Source organism: Bradyrhizobium sp. 4 (assembly GCF_023100905.1).
Lineage (GTDB): Bacteria > Pseudomonadota > Alphaproteobacteria > Rhizobiales > Xanthobacteraceae > Bradyrhizobium.
This window is the reverse complement of record NZ_CP064686.1, coordinates 5577003-5602068: the sequence shown is the minus strand read 5'-3', so window position 1 is coordinate 5602068 and position 25066 is coordinate 5577003. Positions and strand designations below refer to the sequence as shown.

General features: G+C 64.0%; 31 protein-coding genes. 14 read left to right on the top strand and 17 right to left on the bottom strand.

All coding sequences use genetic code 11. The features are described from left to right. Positions 1-58 precede the first annotated feature (58 nt). Genes IVB45_RS26750 through IVB45_RS26740 form a run of 3 tightly spaced genes read right to left on the bottom strand, consistent with a single transcriptional unit; the run spans position 59 to position 3016 of the window. Positions 59-988 carry a transporter substrate-binding domain-containing protein gene (locus IVB45_RS26750; protein WP_247359108.1) on the bottom strand — a complete coding sequence of 310 codons (930 nt, stop codon included), beginning with the start codon at positions 986-988 and terminating at the stop codon, positions 59-61. Further along, positions 985-1341, bottom strand: coding sequence for a cytochrome c (locus IVB45_RS26745; protein ID WP_027566541.1), 357 nt, complete (start codon positions 1339-1341; stop codon positions 985-987). The genes IVB45_RS26750 and IVB45_RS26745 overlap by 4 nt, the downstream gene beginning before the upstream one ends. A gap of 10 nt (positions 1342-1351) precedes the next feature. Further along, on the bottom strand, positions 1352-3016 hold the full coding sequence (locus IVB45_RS26740; RefSeq protein WP_027566542.1) for a methanol/ethanol family PQQ-dependent dehydrogenase: 1665 nt from the start codon (positions 3014-3016) through the stop codon (positions 1352-1354). Positions 3017-3359: 343 nt separating this feature from the next. On the opposite strand from IVB45_RS26740, the gene IVB45_RS26735 reads away from it, so the two are divergent. From IVB45_RS26735 to IVB45_RS26720, 4 genes are all read left to right on the top strand, one after another. Continuing rightward, positions 3360-3752: an EF-hand domain-containing protein gene (locus tag IVB45_RS26735; protein ID WP_027566543.1), complete on the top strand. Its 393-nt coding sequence runs from the start codon at positions 3360-3362 to the stop codon at positions 3750-3752. A 171-nt stretch (positions 3753-3923) separates the two neighbouring features. Further along, on the top strand, positions 3924-4004 hold the full coding sequence (gene pqqA, locus IVB45_RS26730; RefSeq protein WP_018460299.1) for a pyrroloquinoline quinone precursor peptide PqqA: 81 nt from the start codon (positions 3924-3926) through the stop codon (positions 4002-4004). A gap of 32 nt (positions 4005-4036) precedes the next feature. After that, a complete protein-coding gene (locus tag IVB45_RS26725; RefSeq protein ID WP_027566544.1) occupies positions 4037-4942 on the top strand; it encodes a hypothetical protein in 906 nt (301 codons plus the stop codon). Positions 4943-5073: 131 nt separating this feature from the next. Beyond that, positions 5074-5283 (top strand): hypothetical protein, encoded by a 210-nt coding sequence (locus IVB45_RS26720; RefSeq protein ID WP_027566545.1) that lies wholly within the window; start codon positions 5074-5076, stop codon positions 5281-5283. 169 nt (positions 5284-5452) lie between these two features. Here IVB45_RS26720 and IVB45_RS26715 read toward each other — a convergent pair whose 3' ends face one another. Genes IVB45_RS26715 through IVB45_RS26700 form a run of 4 tightly spaced genes read right to left on the bottom strand, consistent with a single transcriptional unit; the run spans position 5453 to position 8273 of the window. Then, positions 5453-5806 (bottom strand): hypothetical protein, encoded by a 354-nt coding sequence (locus tag IVB45_RS26715; protein ID WP_027566546.1) that lies wholly within the window; start codon positions 5804-5806, stop codon positions 5453-5455. Positions 5807-5853: 47 nt separating this feature from the next. Further along, complete coding sequence (locus IVB45_RS26710) at positions 5854-6564, bottom strand: ABC transporter ATP-binding protein (RefSeq protein WP_247359110.1); 711 nt, start codon at positions 6562-6564, stop codon at positions 5854-5856. Next, positions 6554-7291, bottom strand: a complete 738-nt coding sequence (locus IVB45_RS26705) for an ABC transporter permease subunit (RefSeq protein WP_247359112.1) — start codon at positions 7289-7291, stop codon at positions 6554-6556. Before IVB45_RS26705 ends, IVB45_RS26710 begins: the two co-directional genes overlap by 11 nt. 1 nt (position 7292) lies before the next feature. Next, positions 7293-8273, bottom strand: a complete 981-nt coding sequence (locus tag IVB45_RS26700; RefSeq protein WP_247359208.1) for an ABC transporter substrate-binding protein — start codon at positions 8271-8273, stop codon at positions 7293-7295. Between the two features lie 87 nt (positions 8274-8360). Here IVB45_RS26700 and IVB45_RS26695 point away from each other — a divergent pair, with 87 nt between their 5' ends. Then, on the top strand, positions 8361-8720 hold the full coding sequence (locus IVB45_RS26695) for a hypothetical protein (RefSeq protein WP_027566550.1): 360 nt from the start codon (positions 8361-8363) through the stop codon (positions 8718-8720). A gap of 67 nt (positions 8721-8787) precedes the next feature. On the opposite strand, the gene IVB45_RS26690 is transcribed toward IVB45_RS26695, so the two are convergent. Next, entirely contained in the window at positions 8788-9606 is an 819-nt protein-coding gene (locus IVB45_RS26690) for a quinoprotein dehydrogenase-associated SoxYZ-like carrier (protein ID WP_247359114.1), read from the bottom strand. A gap of 50 nt (positions 9607-9656) precedes the next feature. After that, positions 9657-10583: a quinoprotein relay system zinc metallohydrolase 2 gene (locus IVB45_RS26685; RefSeq protein WP_247359116.1), complete on the bottom strand. Its 927-nt coding sequence runs from the start codon at positions 10581-10583 to the stop codon at positions 9657-9659. Positions 10584-10712: 129 nt separating this feature from the next. Between IVB45_RS26685 and IVB45_RS26680 the strand changes: the two genes are divergently transcribed. Both IVB45_RS26680 and IVB45_RS26675 read left to right on the top strand, forming a co-directional pair. Next, on the top strand, positions 10713-11594 hold the full coding sequence (locus IVB45_RS26680; protein WP_247290591.1) for a substrate-binding domain-containing protein: 882 nt from the start codon (positions 10713-10715) through the stop codon (positions 11592-11594). A 10-nt stretch (positions 11595-11604) separates the two neighbouring features. Continuing rightward, positions 11605-12162, top strand: a complete 558-nt coding sequence (locus IVB45_RS26675) for a PQQ-dependent catabolism-associated CXXCW motif protein (RefSeq protein ID WP_247359118.1) — start codon at positions 11605-11607, stop codon at positions 12160-12162. Between the two features lie 127 nt (positions 12163-12289). Here the strand turns inward: IVB45_RS26675 and IVB45_RS26670 are convergent, their stop codons facing one another. From IVB45_RS26670 to IVB45_RS26645, 6 genes are all read right to left on the bottom strand, one after another. Further along, entirely contained in the window at positions 12290-12589 is a 300-nt protein-coding gene (locus IVB45_RS26670) for a copper-binding protein (protein ID WP_247359120.1), read from the bottom strand. A gap of 137 nt (positions 12590-12726) precedes the next feature. Next, the gene (locus IVB45_RS26665; protein ID WP_247359122.1) at positions 12727-13341 is read right to left on the bottom strand and encodes a hypothetical protein; all 615 of its coding nucleotides are present in this window, start codon (positions 13339-13341) and stop codon (positions 12727-12729) included. After that, on the bottom strand, positions 13338-14186 hold the full coding sequence (locus IVB45_RS26660; RefSeq protein ID WP_247359124.1) for an ABC transporter permease: 849 nt from the start codon (positions 14184-14186) through the stop codon (positions 13338-13340). The genes IVB45_RS26665 and IVB45_RS26660 overlap by 4 nt, the downstream gene beginning before the upstream one ends. After that, complete coding sequence (locus IVB45_RS26655; RefSeq protein ID WP_027566558.1) at positions 14183-14989, bottom strand: ABC transporter ATP-binding protein; 807 nt, start codon at positions 14987-14989, stop codon at positions 14183-14185. Before IVB45_RS26655 ends, IVB45_RS26660 begins: the two co-directional genes overlap by 4 nt. Continuing rightward, on the bottom strand, positions 14986-15978 hold the full coding sequence (locus IVB45_RS26650) for a YVTN family beta-propeller repeat protein (protein ID WP_247359126.1): 993 nt from the start codon (positions 15976-15978) through the stop codon (positions 14986-14988). Before IVB45_RS26650 ends, IVB45_RS26655 begins: the two co-directional genes overlap by 4 nt. Beyond that, positions 15963-17144, bottom strand: coding sequence for an ABC transporter substrate-binding protein (locus tag IVB45_RS26645; protein ID WP_247359128.1), 1182 nt, complete (start codon positions 17142-17144; stop codon positions 15963-15965). The genes IVB45_RS26650 and IVB45_RS26645 overlap by 16 nt, the downstream gene beginning before the upstream one ends. 58 nt (positions 17145-17202) lie before the next feature. Between IVB45_RS26645 and IVB45_RS26640 the strand changes: the two genes are divergently transcribed. Then, complete coding sequence (locus IVB45_RS26640; RefSeq protein WP_247359129.1) at positions 17203-17775, top strand: DUF3280 domain-containing protein; 573 nt, start codon at positions 17203-17205, stop codon at positions 17773-17775. 24 nt (positions 17776-17799) lie between these two features. On the opposite strand, the gene fghA is transcribed toward IVB45_RS26640, so the two are convergent. After that, complete coding sequence (gene fghA / locus IVB45_RS26635; RefSeq protein ID WP_247359131.1) at positions 17800-18645, bottom strand: S-formylglutathione hydrolase; 846 nt, start codon at positions 18643-18645, stop codon at positions 17800-17802. Between the two features lie 70 nt (positions 18646-18715). After that, positions 18716-19336, bottom strand: coding sequence for a response regulator transcription factor (locus IVB45_RS26630; protein WP_007612921.1), 621 nt, complete (start codon positions 19334-19336; stop codon positions 18716-18718). 144 nt (positions 19337-19480) lie between these two features. Here IVB45_RS26630 and IVB45_RS26625 point away from each other — a divergent pair, with 144 nt between their 5' ends. The 6 genes from IVB45_RS26625 (at position 19481) to IVB45_RS26600 (ending at position 24983) form a co-directional block, all read left to right on the top strand. Then, positions 19481-20839 (top strand): histidine kinase, encoded by a 1359-nt coding sequence (locus IVB45_RS26625; RefSeq protein ID WP_247359133.1) that lies wholly within the window; start codon positions 19481-19483, stop codon positions 20837-20839. 153 nt (positions 20840-20992) lie between these two features. Beyond that, positions 20993-23503: a TonB-dependent receptor gene (locus IVB45_RS26620; protein ID WP_247359136.1), complete on the top strand. Its 2511-nt coding sequence runs from the start codon at positions 20993-20995 to the stop codon at positions 23501-23503. Positions 23504-23654: 151 nt separating this feature from the next. After that, positions 23655-23954 carry a hypothetical protein gene (locus IVB45_RS26615; protein ID WP_247359139.1) on the top strand — a complete coding sequence of 100 codons (300 nt, stop codon included), beginning with the start codon at positions 23655-23657 and terminating at the stop codon, positions 23952-23954. Then, a complete protein-coding gene (locus IVB45_RS26610) occupies positions 23951-24184 on the top strand; it encodes a hypothetical protein (RefSeq protein WP_027566566.1) in 234 nt (77 codons plus the stop codon). The genes IVB45_RS26615 and IVB45_RS26610 overlap by 4 nt, the downstream gene beginning before the upstream one ends. A 164-nt stretch (positions 24185-24348) precedes the next feature. Beyond that, positions 24349-24516, top strand: a complete 168-nt coding sequence (locus tag IVB45_RS26605) for a hypothetical protein (protein WP_197031110.1) — start codon at positions 24349-24351, stop codon at positions 24514-24516. A 59-nt stretch (positions 24517-24575) separates the two neighbouring features. Next, on the top strand, positions 24576-24983 hold the full coding sequence (locus tag IVB45_RS26600; protein ID WP_247359141.1) for a hypothetical protein: 408 nt from the start codon (positions 24576-24578) through the stop codon (positions 24981-24983). The last annotated feature ends 83 nt before the right edge of the window (positions 24984-25066 follow it).

Below are 25066 nucleotides of genomic sequence, written 5' to 3'. Positions count from 1 at the left end.
GTTGTAGCGGCCCATCGCCGACCACTTTATCCGTCATTCCGGGAGCCGGACGCTCCGGTCAACGCTGAATGATCTTCATCCAGACGTCGCCGAGGATCGCGGGCTCACGCGGCGGCAGATAGGTCAGCCCCGCCTGCCTGCCGAATTCGGCGATCTTGCCCTCGGCAGCAAGCCCGGTCAGCGCCTTGTTGACGGCGTCGGTCAGCGCGGGATCGCTGGCGAGCCCGACATAGCCGCGATTGGCCCCGATCGGATAGTAGTAGCCGGACGCGGTGATCGCTGTATCGGGGTGCGCGGCGCGATGGGCGTCGAGGCGGCCGAGGTCGATCAGCGTCGCGTCATAGTCGCCGCGGGCAAGTGCACCGAGGAGATCATCGCGGCCGGGGACGAGATGGGTGATGTCGTCGATCATGCGCCCCTTGTCGAAGGTCATGAGGATCGCATCGCCGAGCGAGCCGCTCTCGATGACGAGGCGCAGGCCCGCGAGGTCGCCGATATCGGCGATCTTGCGACCCCGCGCCTTCGGTCCGAGCACGACCGTGATCGGCGAGTAGACATAGGGCTGGCTCGGCACGAGCACGCCGAGTGCGACACGGCGGCGCCGGTCGTCGCGCGTGGCGCCGGCAAAATCCGGCAGGCGCGCCGTTTTCATGCCGGGCTTTACGAGGGAGTCCGTCGTCAGCGCATAGCCGCCGACGAGCGAGCAGCGCCCGTCGGACAGCAGCGCATTGGCCTCGAGCTGCGGGCTCGAATCCTCGTCCAGCTTGCTCTCGAACCACTGGATCGTCAGCGGCCGTCCGAGCCGATCGGCGATCGCTTGCGCCAGCAGCACGTCGAAACCCGAGCCCGGCTTGCCCTTGTGATGCACCGAGAGCGGCGGCCTGTCTTCGTCGAGACAAATCTTGAGCGGATCGTCGGCCGCGCGTGCAGCCGCGGCCGCCGCCGCGAGGATCGCGGCAATGCTCCAAGCGGCCAGCCAGCGCCTCATGGTTTTCTCCGGCTCGAGATGAAGGCCCAGAGATTCCCGATCTCCTCGTCGCTGAGAATATCGGCCCAAGGCGGCATCTTGTTGTTCTTGCCGTTCTTCACGGTGGTGACGAAGCGCGTCTTGTCGTCGGGGAAGGCGCGCAGGTCCGGCGTGATGGTGCCGGGGTTCATCATGTTGGGACCGTGGCAGTGCGAGCATTTCTCGGCATAAGTCGACTTGCCGTGGTCGATCTGTGCCTGCACGGGATTGCCGGTTGAATCATCCGCGGCACGAACGGTCGCCGCAAGCGCGACCGTCAGCACCGCGACGGTGGCGAGGATCGCCACCGTCTTGTGAGATAGCTTTCTCAGCATCGTGCCGTGGTTATTGCTTGACCGCAAAAACCCAAAGCGAGCCGCCGGGCGGGACTTTGGCCAGCCGTTCGTCGCCGGAGAACAGCGAGTAGACGCCACCGTAGCCGCTCGTCACCGCGACATACTGCACGCCGTCCTGCTGCCAGGTCACCGGTTGTCCTTCGATGCCCGAGCCGGTCTGGAACTGCCAGAGCTTCTTGCCGGTGTCGGCATCGAAGGCCTCGAACTCGCCGGTCAGCGCGCCCGAGAACACGACGCCGCCCGCAGTCGACAACACGCCGGAGAAGCGCGGGATGTCGCTTGGTGCTTCCCACTTCGCCTTGCCGGTCATGGGATCGATCGCCTTCAGATGACCGCGCGGGCCATCACCCCATTCCCAGAGATCGGTAAGGTCCATGCCGAGATACCATTCACCCTGCTTGAAGGTGGCGGGTTCGGTCTTGTACCTGCCGCCGAAGGCTAGCGTGTTGGCGTAAGCGAGGCCGGTCTGCGGATTGAACGACATCGGCTCCCAGTTCTTGCCGCCGAGGATCGACGGATAAACTGTCACCTTCTTGCCCTCACGCGCGTCCTTCGAGACGTCGGTCTCGATGGGACGTCCGGTCTTCATGTCGATTCCTGTCGCCCAGTTGACCTTCACGTAGGGATTGGCCGCGAGCAGCTTTCCGTTGGTGCGGTCGAGCACGTAGAAGAAGCCGTTGCGGTTGGCGTCCATCAACACTTTGGTCGGCTTGCCCTCGACGTTCATGTCGGCGAGGACCATCTCGGCCACGCTGTCATAGTCGAATGGATTGTTGGGCGAGAACTGGTAGTGCCACTTGATCTTGCCGGTCTTGGGATCCATCGCCAGCACGGAGCAGGTGTAGAGGTTGTCGCCCGGGCGAACCGCCGAGTTGAACGGTCCGGGATTGCCGATACCCCAATAGACCGTGTTCAGCTCGGGGTCATAGGAGCCCGTAATCCAGGTCGAGCCACCGCCGAGCTTCCAGGTATCGCCCTTCCAGGTGTCGCCGCCGGGCTCGTCGGGGGAGGGGATCGAATGGGTGCGCCACAAATGCTTGCCCGTTGCGGGATCCCAGCCGTCGATGAAGCCGCGGGTGCCGAACTCGGCGCCGGAGATGCCAGTGATCACGATGCCGTCGGCGACCAGCGGCGCCACCGTCATCGAATATCCCTCCTTGATATCGGCCGCCTTCTGCCGCCACAGCTCCTTGCCGTCCTTGGCGTCGAGCGCGATCACGTTGGCGTCGAGCGTGGTGCGGAACACCTTGCCGTCATAGAGTGCTGCGCCGCGATTGATGATGCCGCAGCAGACGATGCGCGGCGTTTCGGCAGGATACTCGACCTTGGATTTCCAGATCTGCTTGCCGGTCTTGGCGTCGACCGCCATGGTCGCGTTGTGCGACGTCACGTAGATCACGCCCTGGTACACCAGCGGCTGCGATTCCTCGCTGCGATCGTCGTTGAAAGAGTAGTTCCAGACCGGGACAAGGTTCTTGACGCTGTCCTTGTTGATCTGGTTCAGCGTCGAGAAACGCTGGAGATTGTAGCCCATCCCGTAATTGAGAACGTTCGATGTATCGGTCGCGCCCTTGACCAGCTGCTCGCTGGTTTGTGCATTTGCCCAAGTCGATGCAAGCATGACGAGGCTCGCGGCCATCGCAAAGCGTTTCATCCGTTCCTCCCAATATGCGCGCCTATTGACGCTGCGACAGCAACACTCCGCCCGAATGCAAAACGCGTCAATACGAAAGTCGTAATTGCGATGCCGATATGGTGGGCGGCGCGGGATGCCGGTCATCTGACGGAGAGCTGACAAGCAACTCTCACTTGTGCGCAGGCGCTGAAGAAATTCCGCGACACGGAGCAGGAGCGCGTGCGCCACGGCAATGGTCGGGCCGACGGGTTCCGCAAGTTGTACGGGCGCAGGCTGCAATTCGGGGCTTGAACCGAGGCTCGCTTGGGGACTTATGTCGTCGATCTGGCTCGAATCGGAGCTCTTGGTCTGGGAGGTTTTCATGATATCGCGTCGCTCTGTTGCACTTGCGCTCACGATTGCACTGCTGTCCGGTCCGGCATGGTCGGCCTCCGGCAATGCGGTCAAGACGTTCGATACCGACAATGACGGCACGCTCGATCTCGCCGAGGTGAAGAAGGCGGCGGCCGCGTTGTTCGCCAAGCTCGATCCCGATCACGACGGCACGCTCGACGCCCGCGAGTTGCGCGGACGGTTAACGGCGAAAGAGCTCGCCGCCGCCGATCCCGATCGCGACGGGACTCTCACGCTCGACGAATATCTCTCGGTGGTGGAGCAGCGCTTCAACGCAGCGAATCCCGACAAGGACGGAACGCTGGATGCGAAGGAGATGAACTCGCGCGCCGGCCGCGCGCTGCTGCGCTTGTTGCGGTGAGAACCGCGCCGCTTGACTGAGAGCGAAGGCGAGTTGCCCGAGAGAGAAATTTGCAAGCGCGATGCGACCGTTCGCTGTGTCAACGGCGCGATTCCAGACTTGCGCTGTGCCTGACGCAGCCCTAGGTTTTGGCCGGCGCGATGTCGCGCTCAATCCCTTGGGAGTCCCCGAATGGCCTGGAAAGCTCCGAAGATCGTGGAAGTGCCGGTCGGCATGGAAATCAACATGTACGCCTGCGCTTTGCGCAAGTAAGACTGCAAGACTGACGACCTGCCGCGGCTTCGATGGCAAACACCGTCGAAGCCGTGGTAGTGTCGGGGATGCGAGCGAGAGCCCATACATTCTGGACCATAGTCGCCTGCACCGTCGCGCTCGCGCCGGCATGCGTCAGCGCCGAAGAGGGCTTCGATACCGAGCACATCTTCGGCTTCATGATCGGCACCGATGTCGGCAATCCCGGCGAGCGCGAATTCCAGACCCAGACGACAGGTCGATTCGGCAAAGGCGGCGGGACCTATCGCGCGCTGTCGCAGGAGGTCGAAATCGAGGTCGTGCCGCTGCCGAACTTCCGCGTCGAGGTCGGCGGCACTGCCACCCTGCACGACATCACCGGCGTCCCCGATATCGGCGACCGTCGCCAGTTCAATTTCCAGGGCGCTTCGCTCGACCTGCGCTATCGCCTGCTCGATCGCGAGCGCGCGCCATTCGGGTTAACTGTTGCCGCCGAACTCCATGGCGACCGCATCGACGAGACCTCCGGCGCAAAAGGGCGGATGTACGGTACCGATTTCACGCTCGCTTTCGATCGCGAGCTGATCCCGAACTTTGCTATCGGGGCGCTCAACCTGATCTATCAGCCGGAATGGGCGCGCTTCGAGATGACGGGGCTGTCCGAAAAGAGCTCGACCATCGGCGCGGCGTTCGCCGGCCTCGTGCGCGTGCGGCCCGATGTGCTGCTCGGCGGTGAGGTGCGCTACTTCCGGCAGTACGAAGGCATCGGCCTCGGCGAGTTCGCAGGCCAGGCCCTCTTCGTCGGTCCGACCGCCTATTTCCAGCTTTCGGAGCGCTCGCGCCTAACCATGAGCTGGAGCATGCAGGCCTGGGGCCGTCCGGCCGGATCGGGCGGCAATCTTGACCTCGTCAATTTTGAGCGCCATCAGGCGAGGCTGGTGTTTGGGGTCAATTTCTAGCGCTCGCGCACCGGTTGCGGGGACAGGCGACGGGCGATTCCCGCTCGATTTCGCGCGGCCGGATTGAAACTTCCCGCTCCTCGGAACGTAATCTTTTGTGCTAACTTCATCGCCTCTGCGAGGATCCCGGCATGAACCCGATCGACCTGGTGGTGACTGTGTGTGCGGTGCTCTCGCCTGCGACCTGCGAGGAGCAGCATCTGGTGTTCAACTATGCGGGGTCGCCGACGCAATGCGCGATGGCTGCGCCGCCCTATATCGCGCAATGGGTCGGCGACCATCCGAAGTGGCAGGCGGTGCGGTGGCGCTGCGAATATCCGCACCCGAACGACAAGGCGTGAAGCCCTGAGCTGCGTTGCCGGTCGCGACTGGCTTAGGTCCTCATCCTGAGGAGCTTGCGAAGCAAGCGTCTCGAAGGATGGCCGCAGGCGACAGACGGGCCTGCATGGTTCGAGACGCGCGTTCCGCGCTCCTCACCATGAGGGGAAAACGCTCGTAACGCAGCCCGCGTTACTTGCTGCAATCCTTCAGATCCTTGTCGGCGATCGAGAACACCGCATCCGCCTTGATCTCGATGTCGCGCACGATGCACTGCCGCGCATTGGGATAGCTGACCTTGGCGTCGTAGCGGCCGGGCTCGACGCCGGTGATGCGCAGCCGCTCGTCGTGGTCGACCTCCTTGTCCTTGTCGTTCAGGCACTGGTTCGGCCCCCACTCGGTCTTCCCGGCCGGCGAGAGCTGGAAGCCGGAGATCGTCTCCGTCGTCAGATTCCAGAGCCGGATACCCTTGCCCTTGGCCTGCGCGAGCGCCGCGCCCGGCATCGCAACCAACAGGATGCCGATCGCAATCAGCGTGCGCCGCATGGTGAACCTCCCGCGAAAATCTCGTTGGTCCAGTTGACCATGACTTCTCATTTTGATTCAAGCTGCAACGCCGCGAGCTCGGCCTTGATCCTACCGAGCTCGGCCTCGCTGCGCTCCGCGCGCGGGATGGCAATCGGCACCTCCCGCATGATGCGCGCCGGTCGCGGCGACAGCAAGAACAGGCGGTCGCCGAGCCGGATCGCGTCATCCAGGCTGTGGGTGACGAGCAGCGTCATCACCGGACGGCGCGCCACCAGCGTCGCGATCTCGTCGCGCAAACGGCCGGCGAGTGCGTCGTCGAGCGAGGCGAGGGGTTCGTCGAGCACGAGCAGGTCGGGCTCCACCGCAAAGGCGCGGGCGAGCGCGACGCGCCGGGCGAGGCCGAGTGACAATTCGCCGGGAAAATGGCTGCGATGCGCCTCCAGCTCCAGGATCCTGAACAGCTCGGCGAGCTTGGCATCAGTGACGTCGGGTGCCGCAAGCCGCACATTCTGCTCGACCGAGCGCCATGGCAGCAGCCGCGGCTCCTGGAAAACCATGCCGATCCGCGCTTCCGGCGGGCGCGAGACGCGTCCCTCGAAATCGCGGTCGAGCCCGAGGATGATGCGCAGCATCGTGCTCTTGCCGCAGCCGGACGGGCCGATCAGCACACCGACCTCGCCGGATTGAAGCGCGAAGTGGACCGGCGCGAGCACCTCCTGCGTTCCGCCCGCGGCACTCCTGAACGTCTTGCCTGTGATATCGACCTCAAGCCGCACGGGGTCGCCATCGTGTTGCGCGGGCTTCGAACGGTTGCACCAGCGCGGTCTCGATCACGAGCACGACGGCGGCGAAGGTCAGTGAATAGGCCAGCAGCCGCGGCGTGTCGAACAGCTGGAAAGCGACGCCGATCTCGAAGCCGACGCCGTTCGGCCGGCCCAGGAGTTCGGCGACCAGTACGATCTTCCACACCAGCGACAATCCGGAACGGGCTGAGGCTGCGATATAGGGCGCCAGTTGCGGCAGCACGACGTGGCGAAAGGCGCGCAAGCGCCGCATCGCGAACACGCTCGCCATCTCGTCGAGCGAGCGGTCGAGCGCGCGCGCGCCCTCGCGTAGGGTAACGATGGCGGTCGGCAGCTTGTTGATGGCGATCGCCGCGATCGCTGCGGCCTCCGTGAGCCCGGCCCAGATATAGGCGAGCACGATCACGACCAGCGCGGGCAGGTTCAGGAGCAGGATCAGCCAGGGATCGCCGAGCCGGTCGGCGAGCTTCACTCGTCCCATCAGATAGCCGAGGGCGCTGCCGAGCGACATCGCCAGCACGAAGGCGAGGCTTACGCGGGCAAGCGTGGCGCCGAGATGCAGGAACAGCGCGCCGCTCGATGCTTCCGCGATGACGACGTCGAGCACGGCGGGCGGGGAGGGCAGCTTCGCGGCGCCGACGAACAGCGCGGCTGTCCACCAGATCGCGAGCAACAGGGCAAACGACAGAAGACGCAGCACCTCAGTCTCCGGGAACTGCGTGATAGAACGTGCCGGGCTCGAGTTCAGCGGCCGAGCCAACGAGGTCGCGTCCGCCGGTCTCGGCCAGCACGCGGTAGAGCACGCGCGCGTCCTTTTCTTCGTCAGCGATGCTCCGGCGCGGAATGCCGTCGCGATAGCGCTCGCGATAGGTCTTGAGCAGGGTGGCATCGCTGGTGCCGGTGAGCGGCGCGACCTTGTCCCAGGCGGCATCCGAGGTCACCAGCAGCTGCTTGGCCTTGCGGGTCATCGCGATGAAGCGCGCCACGGCCTCGCGATGACTTGCTGCCCAGCTCTCGTCGAAGACATAGCCGACTGCGGAGACGGCGCCCTTGGCGCCGAGCTTCGGCAAAATGTCCTCGATGCCGGCGAGGCGTCTAAAACCCTTCGCCTCCAGCTGTGCGCAGAAATTCCAGAAGTTGAGGCTTGCATCCATCTCCCCGTCGAGCGCCTTCGCGGCGATCAGGGGCGGAGCCCCATAGACGATGGTTGCCTCCGATTTCAGGTCGATGCCGTCCAGCTTCAAGCGCGCCTGGAGCAGCAGCCAGCTCTTGTCGATGGGACCACCGCCGACCGCGAGCTTGCGGCCCTTCAAATCGGCGAGCGACTTGATCGGCGAGGAGGCCGGCACCATCACCGCGCCGAGCGCGCTGGAATAGGGATAGAAGGTGAGCTTGGCGCCGAGCGTGCGCTCGCGAGACACCCACAGCCAGTCGGACAGGATGATGTCGGCATTGCCGGCGCGCAGCGCGATCTTGCCGGCCTCGGGGCTCGCAAGCTCGGTGACGTCGAGCGACAGGTCGGCCTCCTTGTCGAGGCCACCGGCGCGGATCGCGGCCAGCTCCCAGGAGAATGTTCCGGTCTTCTGCACCGCAAGGCGGATTGTATCCGCGGCGCGGCCGGGCCCGGCTAGTGTCAGCGCCAGCGTCACCGCAAGTGCCAACGGTCGACCAATTGCTCTCATCACCTTGTGAGCCGTTTCCTCAGACAGAGTGCTTTTCAGGACAATAGGCATAGCATAGCTTCCGTCGCAACCAGCGGGAGGACGCGCATGAATCTGGCCGGACAGCTACGACCGATTGTCGCCGCATTGGCGGTGTGGGCTGCGACCGCGCTCGCCGCGCAGGCTGAAGAGGCCAATGATTATCCGACGTCGGCGCGTGCGGAATACGTCTATGGCTGCATGAAGGCCAATGGCGAGAGCCGACAGGCGATCGAGCAATGTTCCTGCTCGATCGACGTGGTGGCCTCGATCGTGTCTTATGAGCGCTACGTCACCGCCGAAACCGCGCTCAGCATGTCCCAGGTCCGCGGCAATCTCGGCGTCCAGTTCCGCACCTCGGAGCAGGCGAATTCGGCCGTGAATGATTTGAGGCGAGCGCAGGCGGAAGCCGAGGTGAGATGTTTCTGACCGCTTCGCTGCGCCTGTAGTGGCCGTCATGCGGCCGGGACAAGCCCGGCCATGACGACCAGGAGACCTACGTCCCCGGCTTCTCCACATCCCACTCGTTGCGGAACACGTGTCCGTCCGTGTCCTTGGCTTCCGCGCGAAAACGCCTGGCGCCGTTGGACACATAGGTGAAGCGCAGATTGGGATCTTCCGAGATCGAGATGCCGCCTTCCATCGAGAGTACGGGGCTGTCGTCCTGCGTCAGCTTGAGCTGGTTGACGAAGAAGGCGGGAATATAGAGCTGCGTGACCTGGTCCATCTGCAGCCCGGAATTATTGGGATGGCCGATCATGATCTGAGCCTCCCGCATGCGGCTCGCCGGTGCCTCCTCGCGCGCGAATTGCCGGTAACGCATCTGCCCGAGCCGGTTCTGGGCTTCCTCCGCATTCTTTCCTGCCGGGGCCGAGCAACCGCCGGAAGCCTTTACATAGACCTTCGAGACATAGAGCTGGCCGTCGCTGAGCTCGGCCACCGCATGGACGTCGGTGTAATTGTTGACGCGCACGCGCGTCGAGATTTCGGTGACGTTAGCATTCGGTCCGAGCTCGAACTTCGCCGCCATCGGCGCGGGATTACGATCGATCACCAGCGTGATCGAACGGATGCGGCGGGCATCGCCAGGCGAGAGCTTGCTGCGCAGAGTGACCGGCACGATGGCCGCGTCCTCGGCACGATACGGCATCTCGATGCCAATGACATTGCCGCCGTCATTCATCGGGCGGTTGCTGAAGATGTCCTGCACCAGGCCCGGCCAGGGATCGTAAGCGTCTTCCGCCTGCGCCGGCACGGCGAATGCAATGCCGAGGAGCAGGGCGATCAGAGGCAGGCGGCGCGTGCATCCCGTCATGGTCATGGTCTCGCGGACGAAGCAACGTTACGGACATCGTAGCGCGTCCGCTACTCCCATTCAATTTCCGAAAATGCTGCGGTTGCGTTGCGGGCATTGTAGTCATCGAACAGCTCCCAGTGTGGCCGTTCCGAGGCGACGGCCTTGTCTGCGGCGGTCCGGATCGGCTCGCCCTTCTTGTTCGATGCCCGGACGTCCGCCAGCAGTGCCATCAGATAGCGCCGCTCATCGGACAGCGCCGTAGGCCATTCACTCACGGGCCCGTGACCGGGAACGACGCGCTGCGCCGGAATGCTCTCGAGTTCCGCGAGGGTGCCGAGCCAGCCGCGAATGCTGCCGTCCATCACCGGAATATGGCGGAGGAAGACGAGGTCGCCGGTGAACAGCGTCTTCGTCATCTCATCGAACACGGTCAAATCATTGTCGCTGTGCCCGGCCGGCCAGGCCCGCAAGGTCAGGCGGCGTGCGCCGAGATCGAGCGTCATTGCGTCCGTGACGAGCATTGTGGGCGGCACGATCTTCACGGGAGATATCAATTCGTCGCCCATGATGCGCCTAAAATTGTCGAGATAGTACGGCCCGCGGGCAGCGAGCGCCCGCGGCAGCCTGCTGTGACCGACGAAAATGGTGTCCCCGACTGCGAAGGCCGCATTCCCGAAAACATGGTCGGGATGGCCGTGGGTGTTGATGACGTAGCGGATCGGCTTGCTGGTGCGGGCCCGCACCGCCGCCAGCAGCGCCTCGCCCTCGCGAACGCTACCGCCGGTATCAATCACGGCCACCGCATCCTCGCCCACGATGAAGCCGACATTGGCGATGTCGCCCTCATTCTCGCGGGTCATCAGGGCGATGGTCCCGGAGTGTACGAAGATTCCCGGTGCGACTTCGCTCACAGGCAATTCGGCCGCTGCGGCGCATGCTAGCGTCGCTGTCACCAGCAGGGACAAGGCTGCGATCACGAGAGCGATGCGAGACACTTTTTCGCCTCAGTTCAAAGGGTTGTGCGCACTGCACTGCAATAAAGAAAAGCCAGCACACAGTCTGGCAAAACATGGCGCGTCATGCGTTGCATGGCTAGCATTCAAACAAGCCCAGGAGGAAGCGCGATGACGGAGGCCGGACGACATCGTCGCTGGTTGTTTTCACTGAGTATACTGGTTGCGTCTTGCGCGTTCGGTGACGTCGCCATCGCGCAGACCAACGAGACGGGTGACCTCTCGTTCGAGCTGGTCGATCCCAAGGTGTTGCGCGTCTGTTCCGACCCACGCAATCTGCCGTTCTCAAATGAGAAGGGCGAGGGGTTCGAGAACAAGCTTGCCGAGCTGTTTGCGGACAAGCTCCAGAAGAAGCTCGACTATGTCTTTTTTCCGCAAGCCACCGGCTTCGTGCGCATGACGCTCGGCTCGCATCGCTGCGACGTCATCATGGGCTTTCCCCAAGGCGATGACCTCGTGCAAGGCACCAATCCCTATTACCGCACGAGCTATGCCCTAGTCGCGAAAGCAGGCAGCGGGCTGGAGGAGGTCGACACGCTCGAGGATGCCAGGCTGAAGGGCAAGCATGTCGGCATCGTCGCCGGCACGCCGCCTGCCACCAACATGGCCATCGCGGGACTGATGGGTGATGCAAAACCCTATCCGCTGATGATCGACACGCGTTACGACAATTCAGCGCAGGCAATGATCAATGATCTCACGGCGGGCAAGATTGACGCCGGCGTGCTGTGGGGACCGATGGCGGGGTTCTACGCGAAGAAGGCGGGCTCGCTTCATGTCACCCCGCTGGTCAAGGAAACCACCGGGCCAAAACTGGTCTATCGCATCGGCATGGGCGTGCGTGGCGCCGACCAGAACTGGAAGCGGCAGCTCAACAAGCTGATCCAGGAGAACCAGGGCGAGATCAACAAGATCCTGCTCGACTTCGGCGTTCCGCTGCTGGACGAGAACGATCGGCCGCTCGGCGCGGAGACGGCCAAAAAGACGCCATGAGGCAGACGCCATGAGGCGGCACCTTGCCGTTGCGCTGGTCGCCGCCATGCTGGCGGCGCCGGGCGTTGCGCAGCAGCAGGAGCCGTTCGAGCCCGAGGGCTATCGCACCGACAATTACCGCGCGCCTGTGCCGGAGACGCTGGGCGGCGCGCGCGTGCTGTCGACGTCAGAGGCCGAGGCGATCTGGCACGCGAGGAGCGGCGCCTTCATCGACGTGCTGCCGCGCGCGCCGAAGCCGAAGAACCTCCCAGCGGGTACCGTTTGGCGCGAGGCGCCCCGCAAGAACATTCCGGGCAGCATCTGGCTGCCGGATACCGGCTACGGCACGCTGCCGCCCGTCATGGACGATTATTTCCAGCGCGGCCTCGCGCGTGCAGCACACGGCGACAAGACCGTGCTGCTCGTGATCTATTGCCTGGCCGATTGCTGGATGTCCTGGAACGCCGCCAAGCGCGCGCTCGCGTACGGCTACTCCAACATCGCCTGGTATCCCGATGGCACCGACGGCTGGGAGCGCGCCAAACTTCCGACCGAGGAGGCTCAGCCGGAGCCGCGGCCGGAGCAGTAGGCAAGAGATCATCATGCCCGGGCTTGTCCCGGGCATCCACGTTCTTGGTGCCGCGTGGCTATGCGTGGAGGGCCGGGACAAGCCCGGCCATGACGCCCTGTCGCACGTGGGAAGAGGCGAGGAAAGCCTACTGCTTCTGCAATTTCGTCAGCGTGCCCGTGCCGTTATTGTCGGTCGCAGAGTAGCTCACCTTGTCGCCGGCGTGGACGGCGTCAAGCATCGCGGCATCCTTGGCCTTGTACTCCTGGAGCGCGCCGGCGCCGCCTGCGCTGCCGCCGACTGTGCCCTTCTGTGTCTGCTGGATCGAAATCGTGCTGTTGAGCCGATCTATCCGGGTGACCATTCCGGTCAAATCGTCAGCGAATGCGCTGCTTGCGAGCATGCTGATGGCCGCAGCGCCTGCGAGGATGAATTTCGTGGTTCCCATCGAGGCCTCCCGATGCCTTGGATTACCCATCGACAAGACATCCTGGATCGATTTGGTTCCGGCATATAGCGCGGCGACAGGTTAATCATCGCAATGGGGGCGCGGGAACCTGCCGCAAGCGGTCAATGAGGCTGACGCTATTCCATTTCCTGTTGGATCACGCGTCCGAGCGCAAACAGCCGCTGGTCGATTGTGGTGGGAACCTCGCAGACGAACCGTACCACCTTATAGCGGTCCTCGAAAATGCGGGTCTTCCAGATCAGCTCGTTGCTGAGCGCATCGACCTTGGCCTCGTCGCGCGGCGTGGCGCCCTGGAGCGCCTGGAGCTGCACACTCTCCTCACGGATCTTGTCGGCGGCTTCGCGCTGCTTGCGGCTGACGCGTTCCAGTCCGCTCATGACCTGCGAGCGCTGAGCGTTGAGCGTGTCGAACAAGCCTGCGAACAGCAGTTTCGCATTCGCGGTCTTGTCGGCCGCGGAGCCCGCCAAAAACTCCCTCACCAACTTCTCGGCTTCGTCCAGCGGCGTCTTGCGTGCCGACAATTTGGCGACCAGCGCGCTGACTTTGGCGTCGTCCTTCCACTTGTTCTGCACGTCGTCGAGCGAAGGACCGGCCCAAACGGCCGCGAGCGAAATGTCCGGCACTTTGGCCTGCGTGCAGGGCCAATCCGGATAGCGCGGATCGGCCGCGCGTGCCGCCGTGCTCGCGGCTGCGAGCATCAGAGCGGCCATGGCCAGAACCCGAACCGTCATCCTTCGCCTCCCGCAGGGCCCCGTCGCGCCAGCCCGCGCGAGGGATCATAGGCATAGATCGCGCCGATCATGAAGACGATTGTGCAGGTCGCGACCACCGCCAGCGAGATCCAGTTGATTTGCCCGTAGAATGCAAAACGTATCAGCTCGACCGCATGGGTGAACGGATTGGCCTCGCAAACATAGTAGAGATATGGGCTGCCCTCCTGCACCCGCCAGAGCGGGTAGAGCGCCGATGAAGCGAAGAACATCGGGAAAATGACGAAATTCATCACGCCGGCAAAGTTCTCCAGCTGCTTGATGCCGGAGGAGATCAGCATGCCGAGCGAGCCCAGCATCAGTCCCGACAGGATCAGTGCCGGCAGCACGGTGAGATAGCCGGATAAAGGAGGGGTGATGTCCCAGAACCAGGCGATCAGCAGGAACGCATAGACCTGGAGCAGCGACACCGCGGTGCCCGCGAGCAGCTTGCAGAACAACAGGTAGCCGCGCGGCAGTGGGCTTACCAGCAGCGTGCGCATGTTCCCCATCTCGCGGTCGTAGACCATCGAGAGCGAGGATTGCATGCCGTTGAAGAGCTGGATCATGGCCATCAGCCCCGGCGCGATGAAGACCTCGTAGAGGATGTAGGTTTCGTAGGGCGGGATGATGGAGATGCCGAGCACCTGGCGGAAACCGGCGGCGAAGATGAACAACCACACCAGCGGCCGCACCAGCGCCGAGACGAAACGCTCGCGCTGGTGCAGGAAGCGCAGGCCTTCGCGCCAGACGATGCCCGTGAGGCAGGTCATGTATTCCTGGAACGAGAAGCCGCGTGGGGCATTGCGGGTGGCGATGCTGCTCATGCGCCGCCTCCCGGCAGGGTCTGCGCGCCGGTCAGACGCATGAAGGCGGTGTTGACGTCCTGCGCGCCGGCTTCCGCGACGACGCGGCTCATCGGCCCCTGCGCCAGCACCTTGCCCTGGTGCAGCACCACGAGATTGTCACCGGCCATGATCTCGTCGAACAGATGCGTGGCCCAGAGCACGCCGATGCCTTGCTCGCTCACGAGCTGGCGCACATGGCTGATGATGTCGGCGCGCGCCTTGACGTCGAGGCCGACGGTGGGCTCGTCCAGCAACAGCAGGCGCGGCCGGTGCAGCAGCGCACGGGCGATTTCCAGCCGCCGCATCTGCCCGCCCGAGAGATCGCGCACCTTGCTGCCGGCGCGCTCTGTAAGCCCGATGCGGCCGAGCAGCTCGGCGGCTCGCGCGCGGGCCTCGCGGCGGCTGATGCCGTGGAGTGCGGCGTGATAGAGCAGGTTCTGCGTCAGCGACAGATCGAGATCGAGCGTGCGCGGCTGGAACACGACGCCGAGCAACCGCAGCGCTTCGCCGGGGCTTTTGCCGACGTCATGGCCGAAAATGCCGACGCGGCCGGATTGGATGCCGAACAGCCGTGTGATCAGCGAGAACAGCGTGCTCTTGCCCGCACCGTTGAGGCCGAGCAGGGCCGTAAAGCTCGCGGGCTGCACGTTGAAGGACACGTCCATCAGCGCGCGGCGCGGTCCATAGGCGTGGCTGACGCCGTCGATCGACAGCGCGGGTACCGCCGTCGGATCGGGCCTTGGTGTTTCGCGTTGTTCGGCAATGGGAGCAGGGTTGGTCATGGCGCGATCGTGATACCCCAGGGCAGTTCGCCCACCTGAATGGTCTTGATCACCTTTTGCGCGGCGACGTCGATGACGGAGACGTCGTTCGAGACGCCATTGGTGGTGAGCAGGTATTTTTCGTCCGGCGTGAAGGCCATGTGCCAGACCCGTTGTCCTACCAGCAGATATTTCGTCACCTTGCGCGAGGCGGTATCGACCACGGCGATGCGGTTGGCGGGCCCGAGCGCGATGAAGGCGGTCTTGTCGTCCCGGGTCATGCCGATGCCGACGGGCTGGATGGCCTCCTTCCTCAACCCCGGAATCTCGAAATTGATCTTGCCGGTCACCTCGTGCTTTCCGGGGTCGATGATCGAGACGGTGCCGCCGATCTCGGAGGACACCCACAATTCGGAAGCGTCGTGCTTGAATTCGGCAAAGCGCGGCCGCGCGTCGACCAGCACGTTGGCGACGATCTGGCGCGACGACGTGTCGATGAAATGCGCCATGTTGGTGGTCTCGGACGTGTTGATCAGCGTCTTGCCGTCCGGGCTGATGGTCATGCCCTCGGGCTCGACGCCGACCTGAATGTCGCCAAGGCGGGCGCGCTTCTCGAGGTCGATCACCGTCACTGTGTTGTCGTTCTCGTTGGCGACATAGAGGACCTTGCCGGCGGCATCTTGGGCGAACAATTCAGGGTCGGGCCCGGAGGGAAGGCTGTCCACCACGGTTTGCGTCTTGACATCGATCATCTGGATGGTGTCGTCGTCGCCGACCGCGACCATCACGAACTTGCCGTCGCGCGTGAAGTCGATGCCGCGCGGGCGCTGGCCGACCTTGATGGTCTTGGTCACCGTCCAGCTGTCGGTATCGATCACCGACACCGTGTTGCTCTTCTCGTTCGAGACATAGGCGATGAACGCATGCGCGGGCGCTGCCGTCAGCGCCAGCCCGGACAGCAGTCCCACACGCCACAAGCGCAACATCTTCTTCCTCATTTCAGCTTGCATTTGCTCTCCGGGCGGTCATAGCCGAGCGTGTCGAGCTCGGAGACCTGGTGCAGGAACCCTTCTTGCGGCGACACCGACACCACCATGCGGCCGTCGACCAGCAGGATCGGCTGGCGCAGCTGTAGGTTCCAGTCGCGCAGGGTCAGCTTCGTTCCCTTGAAGGCGGCGACCGAGAACTCCGGACCCTTGATGAAATCGGTGACCTTCTTGATGTCGCCGGAATTGGTGCGCGAGGTGGCCTCTCCGATCATGCGCACGGCCGTCCAGGCCTGCATGTCGAGCGCGGTCATCCGCCGCGCGTTCAGCTTGACGAAGCGGTTCTGCATCTGGATCGCGCCCCACTGGTCCTGCGCGGCGTCCCAGCTCCGCGGCACGAGGCCGGCAGAGCCCGCGACAGGCCGCGGATCCCAGGTGCGATAGGGCAGGTAAGCGCCGAACACCTCGCTCTCGTCGGCCGCGAGCAGCACGTCGTAGGCCGGAGCCTGTTGCGTGAACACCGGCATCTGGCGCTGGATCAGCGTCACGCCCGAGTCGGTGCGGCGCGCGCCGCCTTTGTCTTCGAAGCTGCGCTCCTGCACGATCTTGGCGCCGAACCGCGTCGCGGTGCGCCGGAGCGCATCGGCGAACAGTTTGTCCTCGTCATGCGAGCCGACCACGAGCAGCCAGCGCTTCCACTGCTTCCACACCAGATATTGGCCGAGCGCATCGGCCAGCATTGCGCGCGTCGGCGCGGTGTGGATGACGTTGGCACGGCAATCGGCCTCGCGCAGCCGCTCGTCGATCGCGCCGGCGTTGAACAGCAACGTGCCGCGCTCGCGCAAGGCATCGGCGACTTTCAGCAGCGCGTCGGCCGGCAGGTCGGCGATGATGAAGCCGTTGCGTGCGGCGAGGTCGGTCGCGGCCTGCACGGCATCCTCGCCCTCCTTGATGCGCCGCTCCTCCAGCGCAAAACGCTGGTTGAGGAACTTGCCGGTGGTGTTGTTGTCCTCGATGGCGAGGCGTGCGCCGGCGATGCCGTCATTCTCCGCGGGCTGCGCGACCAGCGACAGCGTCGATCTGGTGCCGGCGACTCCGAGATAGCCGACGCCGATCATGACAGGGTCGGCCGCGAGCGCACTCGTCGCAGCAACACCCAGGCCGATCAGGCCGACCAACCATCGGATCATGTTTCCTCCGTACAACTCCCCGGCTTGACCACCGATGGAGAATTGTCTCTGCTAAAGCATGACCGATTTGTCAGGCCATGCAACCCCGCATTTCGTCCTCGCGCGCGTGAGGCCGGGAATCACGGTCATGCGAGCGCTGATAGGTTTCGCGGCTTTGCTGTTGACGGGCTCGGTCGCGCTCGCCGATCCGCCGAAACTCGCGGTGTTCGATTTCGAACTGATCGACACCAGCCTGCCCGGCGAGTTCTACGGCTCCAAGCCGGAGGAGGCGAGGCTCGACCTTATCAGCGAGCAGTTGCGCAAGGCACTGGTCGAGTCAGGCAGGTTCCAGCTGCTCGATATCGCGCCGATCCGGGATGCGGCGCGTCACAGCAATTTGCAGGCCTGCGGCAATTGCGACCTCAAGCTTGCCGGGCAGTTGGGTGCCGATTTGGAAATCACCGGCATGGTGCAGAAGGTTTCGAACCTGATCATCAATCTGAACATCTACCTGCGCGACGTGAAGACCGGCAATATGATCACGGCCGCCAGCGCCGACATGCGCGGCAACACGGATGAATCCTGGACGCGCACGATGAGCTATCTGATCCGCAACCGGTTGCTGGCACCGAACTACGGCAAGCCGGAGTAGGTTCTTCCAAGAGAGAAGAAGCCATCACCCTTTCAATCTCTCCGCATGCCAGTGCAGGTGATCGCCCATGAAGGTCGAGATGAAATAATAGCTGTGGTCGTAGCCCGCCTGCCGTCGCAGCGTCAGCGGGATGTTGGCCTTGTTGCAGGCGGCCTGCAGCAGCTCCGGCTTGAGCTGCTCCTTGAGGAAATTATCGGCCTCGCCGACATCGACCAGAAAGCCTGAAAATTTCGCGCCGTCCTCGATCAGCGCCACCGTGTCGTGGCTGCGCCAATTGTCCTTGTTCGGCCCGAGATAGCCGGTCAGCGCCTTGATACCCCAAGGCACGAGCGACGGTGCCACGATCGGCGCAAAAGCGCTGGCCGCGCGAAAACGGTGCGGGTTGCGCAGCGCGACCGTCAGTGCGCCGTGGCCGCCCATCGAATGGCCCATCACCGATTGGCGCTTCGCGTCGACCGGAAAATTCTCCGCCACGAGTTTCGGCAGTTCGTCGGTGGCGTAGCTCCACATCCGATAATTGCGTGAAAACGGCGCTTCCGTCGCGTCGACATAGAAGCCGGCGCCGAGGCCGAAATCATAGGCATTGTTCGCATCGCCCGGCACGTCGGGGCCGCGCGGGCTGGTGTCGGGCGCGACGAAGATCAAGCCGAGCTCGGCGCAGGCTTTGCGGAATTCGCCCTTCTCGGTCACGTTGGCGTGCGTGCAGGTGAGGCCGGAGAGATACCAGACCACGGGCAGCTTGGCGCCCTGCGCGTGCGGGGGAACATAGACCGAGAACGTCATGTCGGTTCCGGTCGCCTGGCTGGCATGGCGATACACGCCCTGCACGCCGCCATAGGATGTATTGGTCGAGACAGTCTGGATCATCATGCCGTTATGCTCCGTGGCATCAAGCCACATCAGGATTGCAACGCTTGTGTGACCGAATTCGTGGCGGCCTTCAGGCCACGCCGCTGTCGATCGCGAGCCGCACCAGCTCGACAGAGGTTTTCACCCCGAGCTTCTGGCGCATGATGGACGAGGTGTTGGCGACAGTCTTGTAGGACGACTGCACCAGCCAGGCGATCTCGGAAAGGCTCTTTCCCGCGCTGAGCAGCCGCAAGATCTCCATCTCGCGCGCGTTCAGCTTCGACAGCGGGCTTTGCGCCAGCGCGGGTCCTGCAAAGGCGATGCTGCGCGCGATCGCGCTCGGCAAATAGGTACCGCCGCTGCCGACGGTGCGGATCGCCTCGACGAGATCGTCGGGGTCGCCGGTCTTTGAGACGTAGCCCTTGGCGCCGCACTCGATCGCACGCGCGGCAAACGCAGGGTCGTCGTTCATGCTGAACATGATGATTCGGGCCTCGGGCGCGCGCTCCAGAATGCGGCGCGCCAGCTCGAAGCCGGACACGGTCGGCAGGTTGATGTCGATGATCGAGAGGTCAGGGCGCTCGACGATGAAGACGCACTCGCCGTCTTCGGCGTCGGCGGCCTCCAAAATCTCGATCTCGCCCTCGTCGGCCAGCACGGCACGGCAGCCGGAGGCGACGATGGGATGATCGTCGACGATCAAAATGCGCATAGGCGTTCCTCGCGACAGCGTCTTGGCCTGTTTCGCGCCCGGCCGGGATTGCTGTACGCTTTCGATTAGATATCGGGCGCTTCGCCTCTGTCAACGTTATCGGACAGGCGCAGGCCAATCCTTCGCGGGGCACGGGCGATACCAATGTGGCAAAATCTATCCTTGCGTGGGCGCATCAACTTGCTGCTGGCGCTGCTGCTGGCGCTGGGGCTCGCCGTCAATATCGGCCGCCAGGTCGCGGAAGCCGGGCCGCGCGTGCAGGCAGAGGACCAGAGCGTGATCCGGCTGGCGCGCGAATTCATCGAAATGATCGTGGCGGATCTCAACGAGGCGCCCGATCCGGACGCCAGGCTGAACCAGATCGCACGCGACCTCAGCCGCCTGCGCCATGTCAGCATTGCGCTTCGGGACGAAGCGGGCAGTCCGCTGACGCAGCCCCGGACCGACGCCGACGACGAGACCCGCGCGCCGCCGGCCTGGTTCGTCAGCCTGGTCCATCCCGAGCAGACCGCGGTGAGCGTACCCGTCTCGATCCATGGCAAGCCGGGTTCGCTGCTGATCACCTCCCATCCCGATGACGAGATCGCCGAGATCTGGGACGCCATCGTGACCCAGCTCGAGGTCGGCTCGGTGATCGCGCTGGCGCTGTTTCTGGTGATGATGAATGTGATCGGCCGGGCACTGGCGCCGCTCCAGTCCCTTGCGGATGTGATGGCCGAGCTCGAAGACGGGCGCTATCAGGCGCGCGTCGCGCCGGGCGGCGCACCGGAGCTCGCCGCGATCTGCACCAAGCTCAACCATCTTGCGGCAACGCTCAGCGAGGCGATCGAGGACAAGCGGCGCCTCGCCGAGCGAACGGTGTCGCTCCAGGACGTCGAGCGAAAGGAGATCGCGCGCGAGCTCCATGACGAGTTCGGGCCATACCTGTTCTCGCTGCGGGCGCATGCCAGCGCGCTGGCGAAGCAGGCGGACGGACGCGCCCCCAGTGCGGAGGCCGTACGAAAACACGGCAGCGCCATGCTGGAGCAGATCAACGCGCTTCAGCAGTTCAATCGCCGGGTACTGGAACGCCTCCGGCCCGTCGGCCTTGCCGAGCTCGGCCTGCGCCAGGCGCTGGAATCGCTGTCGCGGCTGTGGCGGGAGTCGCATCCCGATGTCACCATCGAGACCGCGATCTCGCCGGCGCTTGGCGTCACCGGGGAGACCGCCGACCTCACCATCTACCGCATCGTGCAGGAGGCGCTCACCAACGTGTTCCGCCACGCCGGCGCGACCTCGGTCAATGTCGTCATCGAGCCGGTGGCGCAGGCGGCAAGCGATGGCCGCGGCTGTGCCCGGGTACGGGTCAGCGACAACGGCCGCGGCATGGAGCCAGGCCAGAAGCTCGGCTTCGGGCTCGTCGGCATGCGCGAGCGGATCCTGGCGCTGGGCGGCACGCTCAACGTCGTTTCCGGTGATGGCGGTCTGACCGTCGAAGCACTGGTTCCGACGGCGGCGGCCTGATCGCGTCGGGAAAAATTCCCGATTTTGGCGGGAAAATTGGTGCGGATACGGCCCGACCTTTTGTGGGTGGCGCACGCATCTCTGCCGATTACACTCGTCTCGACCAACCGGCGAAAATCAAAACAGCCGGCGGTCACGGATGGGAAGGCTAGGATGGGCGATCGTGTTGGGTTCAAGCGTTTTGGGTTCAAGCCTCTTGGGTTCAAGCGTCGTTTGGTGATGGCCTCGGTTTCGACCGGGCTGGTGTCGGGGTTGATCTTCGCGATCCCCGCGAGGGCCGCGCAGGACGAGGAAACCAACGTCCAGAACCTGCCGCCGGTCGAGGTGACGGCGCCACCGCCGTCGACGGCGCGGCGCACCGCGTCGTCGCGTCCGGTCGCGCACGTCGGGGCACCGTCATCCGCCAGTTCCAGGACGCGCCTCTACGTCTATCCGACCGCGCCGGGTACCGGCAGAGGTCTCGACGTCGACAAGGTCCCGTCGGCGATCAACGCCGTCGATGCCAGCCAGATCAAGCGCACCGGCTCGATGAGCATCACCGATGCGCTTCGCGACAACATCGCCGGCGTCAACATCAGCGAGGTCACCGGCAATCCGTTTCAGCCGGATGTCGAATTCCGCGGCTTCGTTGCCTCGCCGGTGACGGGCACGCCGCAAGGCCTCGCCGTGTATCAGAACGGCGTCCGCATCAACGAAGCCTTCTCCGACGCCGTCAATTGGGACCTGATCCCGACCGCGGCGATCCGGTCGGTCACGCTCGTGACCAACAACCCAGCCTTCGGCCTCAACGCGCTGGGTGGCGCGATTAATTTGCAAATGAAGGATGGTTTCACCTATCAGGGTGCGGAGCTTGATCTCATGGGCGGCTCGTTCGGCCGCATCCAGGGCTCGGCGCAATGGGGGAAGACGGTCGACAAGAACTACGGCGTCTATGCCGCGCTCGAAGGCCTGCACGACAGCGGCTTCCGCAATTTCTCCCAATCGGACGTGCGGCGCTTCTACGGCGATGTCGGCTACAAGGCCGGCGACAGCGAATTCCACGCCAACATGGGCGTCGCCAAGAACGATTTCGGCGCCAGCGCCACCGTTCCCGCCGAGTTGCTCGACAAATATTGGGGTGCGACCTACACGACACCGCAGACCACCTCCAATCGCGTCGGCTATCTCAACCTGACCGGCAAGGTCGATGCGACGCCGACCTGGACGCTCGAAGGCACCGCCCATGTGCGCCGCTACGAGCAGAAGCTCGTCGACGGCAATCCGACCGACGCGCAGGAATGCACCGATCCGGGGCTCACCGGCCTTCTTTGCTTCGGCGACGGCGCCACACCGGCAAACGGCGTGAACGGCCTGCCGCTTGCCAATCCTTTCGCGTCCGGAACCATCCTCGGCGAGATCGACCGCAGTTCGATACGTTCGACCACCTTCGGCGTGTCGGGGCAGGCCACCAACACCGATCAACTGTTTGGCCACGACAACCGCTTCGTGATGGGCACGACCTATGATGCCAGCGTCACGCGCTACAACGCCACCGCCGAAATCGGCACGATCGGAGAAAACTACGTCGTCAGCGGCAGCAGTCTCTTCCTGGGGCCGACCGGCGTACCTGAAACCGTTGCCGGCCCTGTCTCGCTGCGGACCGTCAACCAGTATAACGGCCTCTACGCAATGGACACGTTCAATATCACGGACGCCTTCGCCGTCACCGGCGGCGGCCGTTTCAACGTGGCGCGCATCACGCTGGAGGATCAGCTCGGGACCGATCTTAACGGCGATCACACCTTCACCCGCTTCAATCCGGTGATCGGCGGCACATACAAAATTACACCGGAGCTGACGGCCTATGCCGGCTATTCCGAGGCCAACCGCGTTCCGACGCCGCTCGAGCTCGGCTGCTCCGATCCCGCCCGTCCCTGTCTCATTGCCGCGTTTCTCGTCTCCGATCCACCGCTGAAACAGGTCGTGTCCAAGACCGTGGAAGCGGGCCTGCGCGGCAGCAGGGAGCTCAACATCGGCACGCTCGGATGGAAGCTCGGCGGATTCCGCGCGACCAATTACGACGACATCGTCGCCGTTCCCGCAGTCGGCCGCACCGGCTTCGGCTATTTCTCCAACGTGGGCCGGACCAGGCGTCAGGGGCTCGAAGCCGAGGTCAACATCAAGTCGCCCACGCTTCAGTTTCAGGCGAGCTACGCGTTCGTCGACGCACGCTATCTCGACGCTTTCGCGCTCGGTTCCGAAAGCCCGTTCAGGGATATTGCCACCGAGACCATTCAGGTGCTGCCCGGCAACCAGCTCCCCGCGATCCCGCGCCATCGCGTCAAGGTCGGTGTCGACTATGCCGTCACCGACGTCTGGAAGGTCGGCGGCAACGCGCTGTTCGTCTCCAGCCAATACCTGGTTGGAGACGAGTCCAACCAATATGCGAAGCTGCCGTCGTACACCGTGTTCAACCTGCACACGTCCTACCAGGTGACCAAGAACTTCCAGCTCTACGGCAAGATCGACAACATCTTCGACAAGCGCTACGCGACCTATGGACAGTTCTTCGACACAGGAGCCTTGCCAAACTTCACCAACGGCGCCGCCGACTTCAACGACCCGCGCTCGCTCAGCCCGGCAAGGCCGCGTGCATTCTATGCGGGGATGCGGGTGACGTTCTGATCTGGCTCGCAAGCCCCGGCCCATGTGGGATGACGAGGAGGCCGGTTTGCGCCGGCGCGGCGTGCCGCCACGGGTGTGTTCTACCTCAAGCCGATTGACTCATTGTTCATGTTTTGTTCTTATGCTGCTCGTCCAGCCAAGGGAGCGAGCCATGGACAACCGCATCAACGAAATCCGCAGGATCATCAGGGCGTTACGCGTCAGCATGCGTGAGGCCGAGGCCATCATGCATGAGCAGATCAACAGGGACGAGGACTGCGGCTTCGTTGCGGGCGAAGTCATGAAAATGCGCACGGTGATGAGCGGCCTCGTCCAGGAGCGGGCCGCGCTCGGAGACACCGACCCGATCGTTGTCGCCAGCCTCTTCGTTCCCCGCCGGCGACCGATGCCATCGCGCGTCGGCGTTGAGAAGCGCCGCCTTGTTCCGCCGCGAGAGATGGCACGGGCATGAAGGGGGAGAGGCCGACCTACTTCTCCGACATGCCGGAGCCCCCGGAATTTCTGAAGGCTCTCCATCATGCGCGGCGCCTGTCCTGCCTCGAGGGCTGGTGCCGCATGCACATCGAGGCCATCCAGGTCGCCATCGACCAGTACGCGGAGGCGGCTCTCGGTAACCGGGAGTTCTTCCTCAACAAGCCGCACAGCATCGGCGGAAGTCGCAACAACGGCGAGGTGCCGTGACAGCGGTACGTGTCAGCGTATCGACCTTTTGACGCCCCATGGTCCGCGCGTCGGCAAAGCCTGGCCTGCGTTGTTTTACCGATCAGAAACCATAGCGAATGATCCTAAAATTGTAACGAAACTGTTCGGCTGTCTCTGCGTCGTTTCGTCGGAGGGCCCGTCCGATGACAGAGCACCAGTTGAGAGAGCAGGAATTCCAGATCGCGCGTTACCGGCATTTGGAGCGCGAAGTGACCGATCCACTTGCCGCCTGCCTGCTTCACAGCATCATTGAAGACCTGGAGGCCGAACTGCGCAGGGATAGCCCGGATTGGCACAGGCCGCGCGATTAACGCTTTGTTAGCGCTGATCGTGTCGATGATGCGCGAGGGAATACCGGGAGACTGCTCCCATGTTGAAGGACGGCACCTACGCCGCCTGGTACAAGACGCCGCTCGATCAGGGGACCGGGATCGTCCATGTCGCAGACGGACAGATTTGGGGCTGCGATAGCCTGATGACCTATCACGGCTCTTGCAAGGTCGACGGCGATCGCTTCACCGCCACCGTGTCGACGAGGCGCCATACCGACGGACGCGCAACGGTGTTCGGCGTCGACGATGAGCTCACGCTGGATATCGACGGAAACTGCCCGGGCAAGGTCGCGACTTACACGGCGAGGGCAGCGCAGGTGCCGGGAATGGTCCTCCAGGGTACGCTGATTCTGACGGAACAGCAGACCCCCGCACCCGAACGAGCCCGGCAGATACCGCCGTTCAATCCCGACAAGATGCCAAAATTGCCGAAGCGCTCACGCTGATCGCGGAAGCCGCCGTCGTCAAGCAGTTCACTGCGAATACGAAAGCTGATCTTCCGTGACGACTCGCTCGATTTTCTCCGACT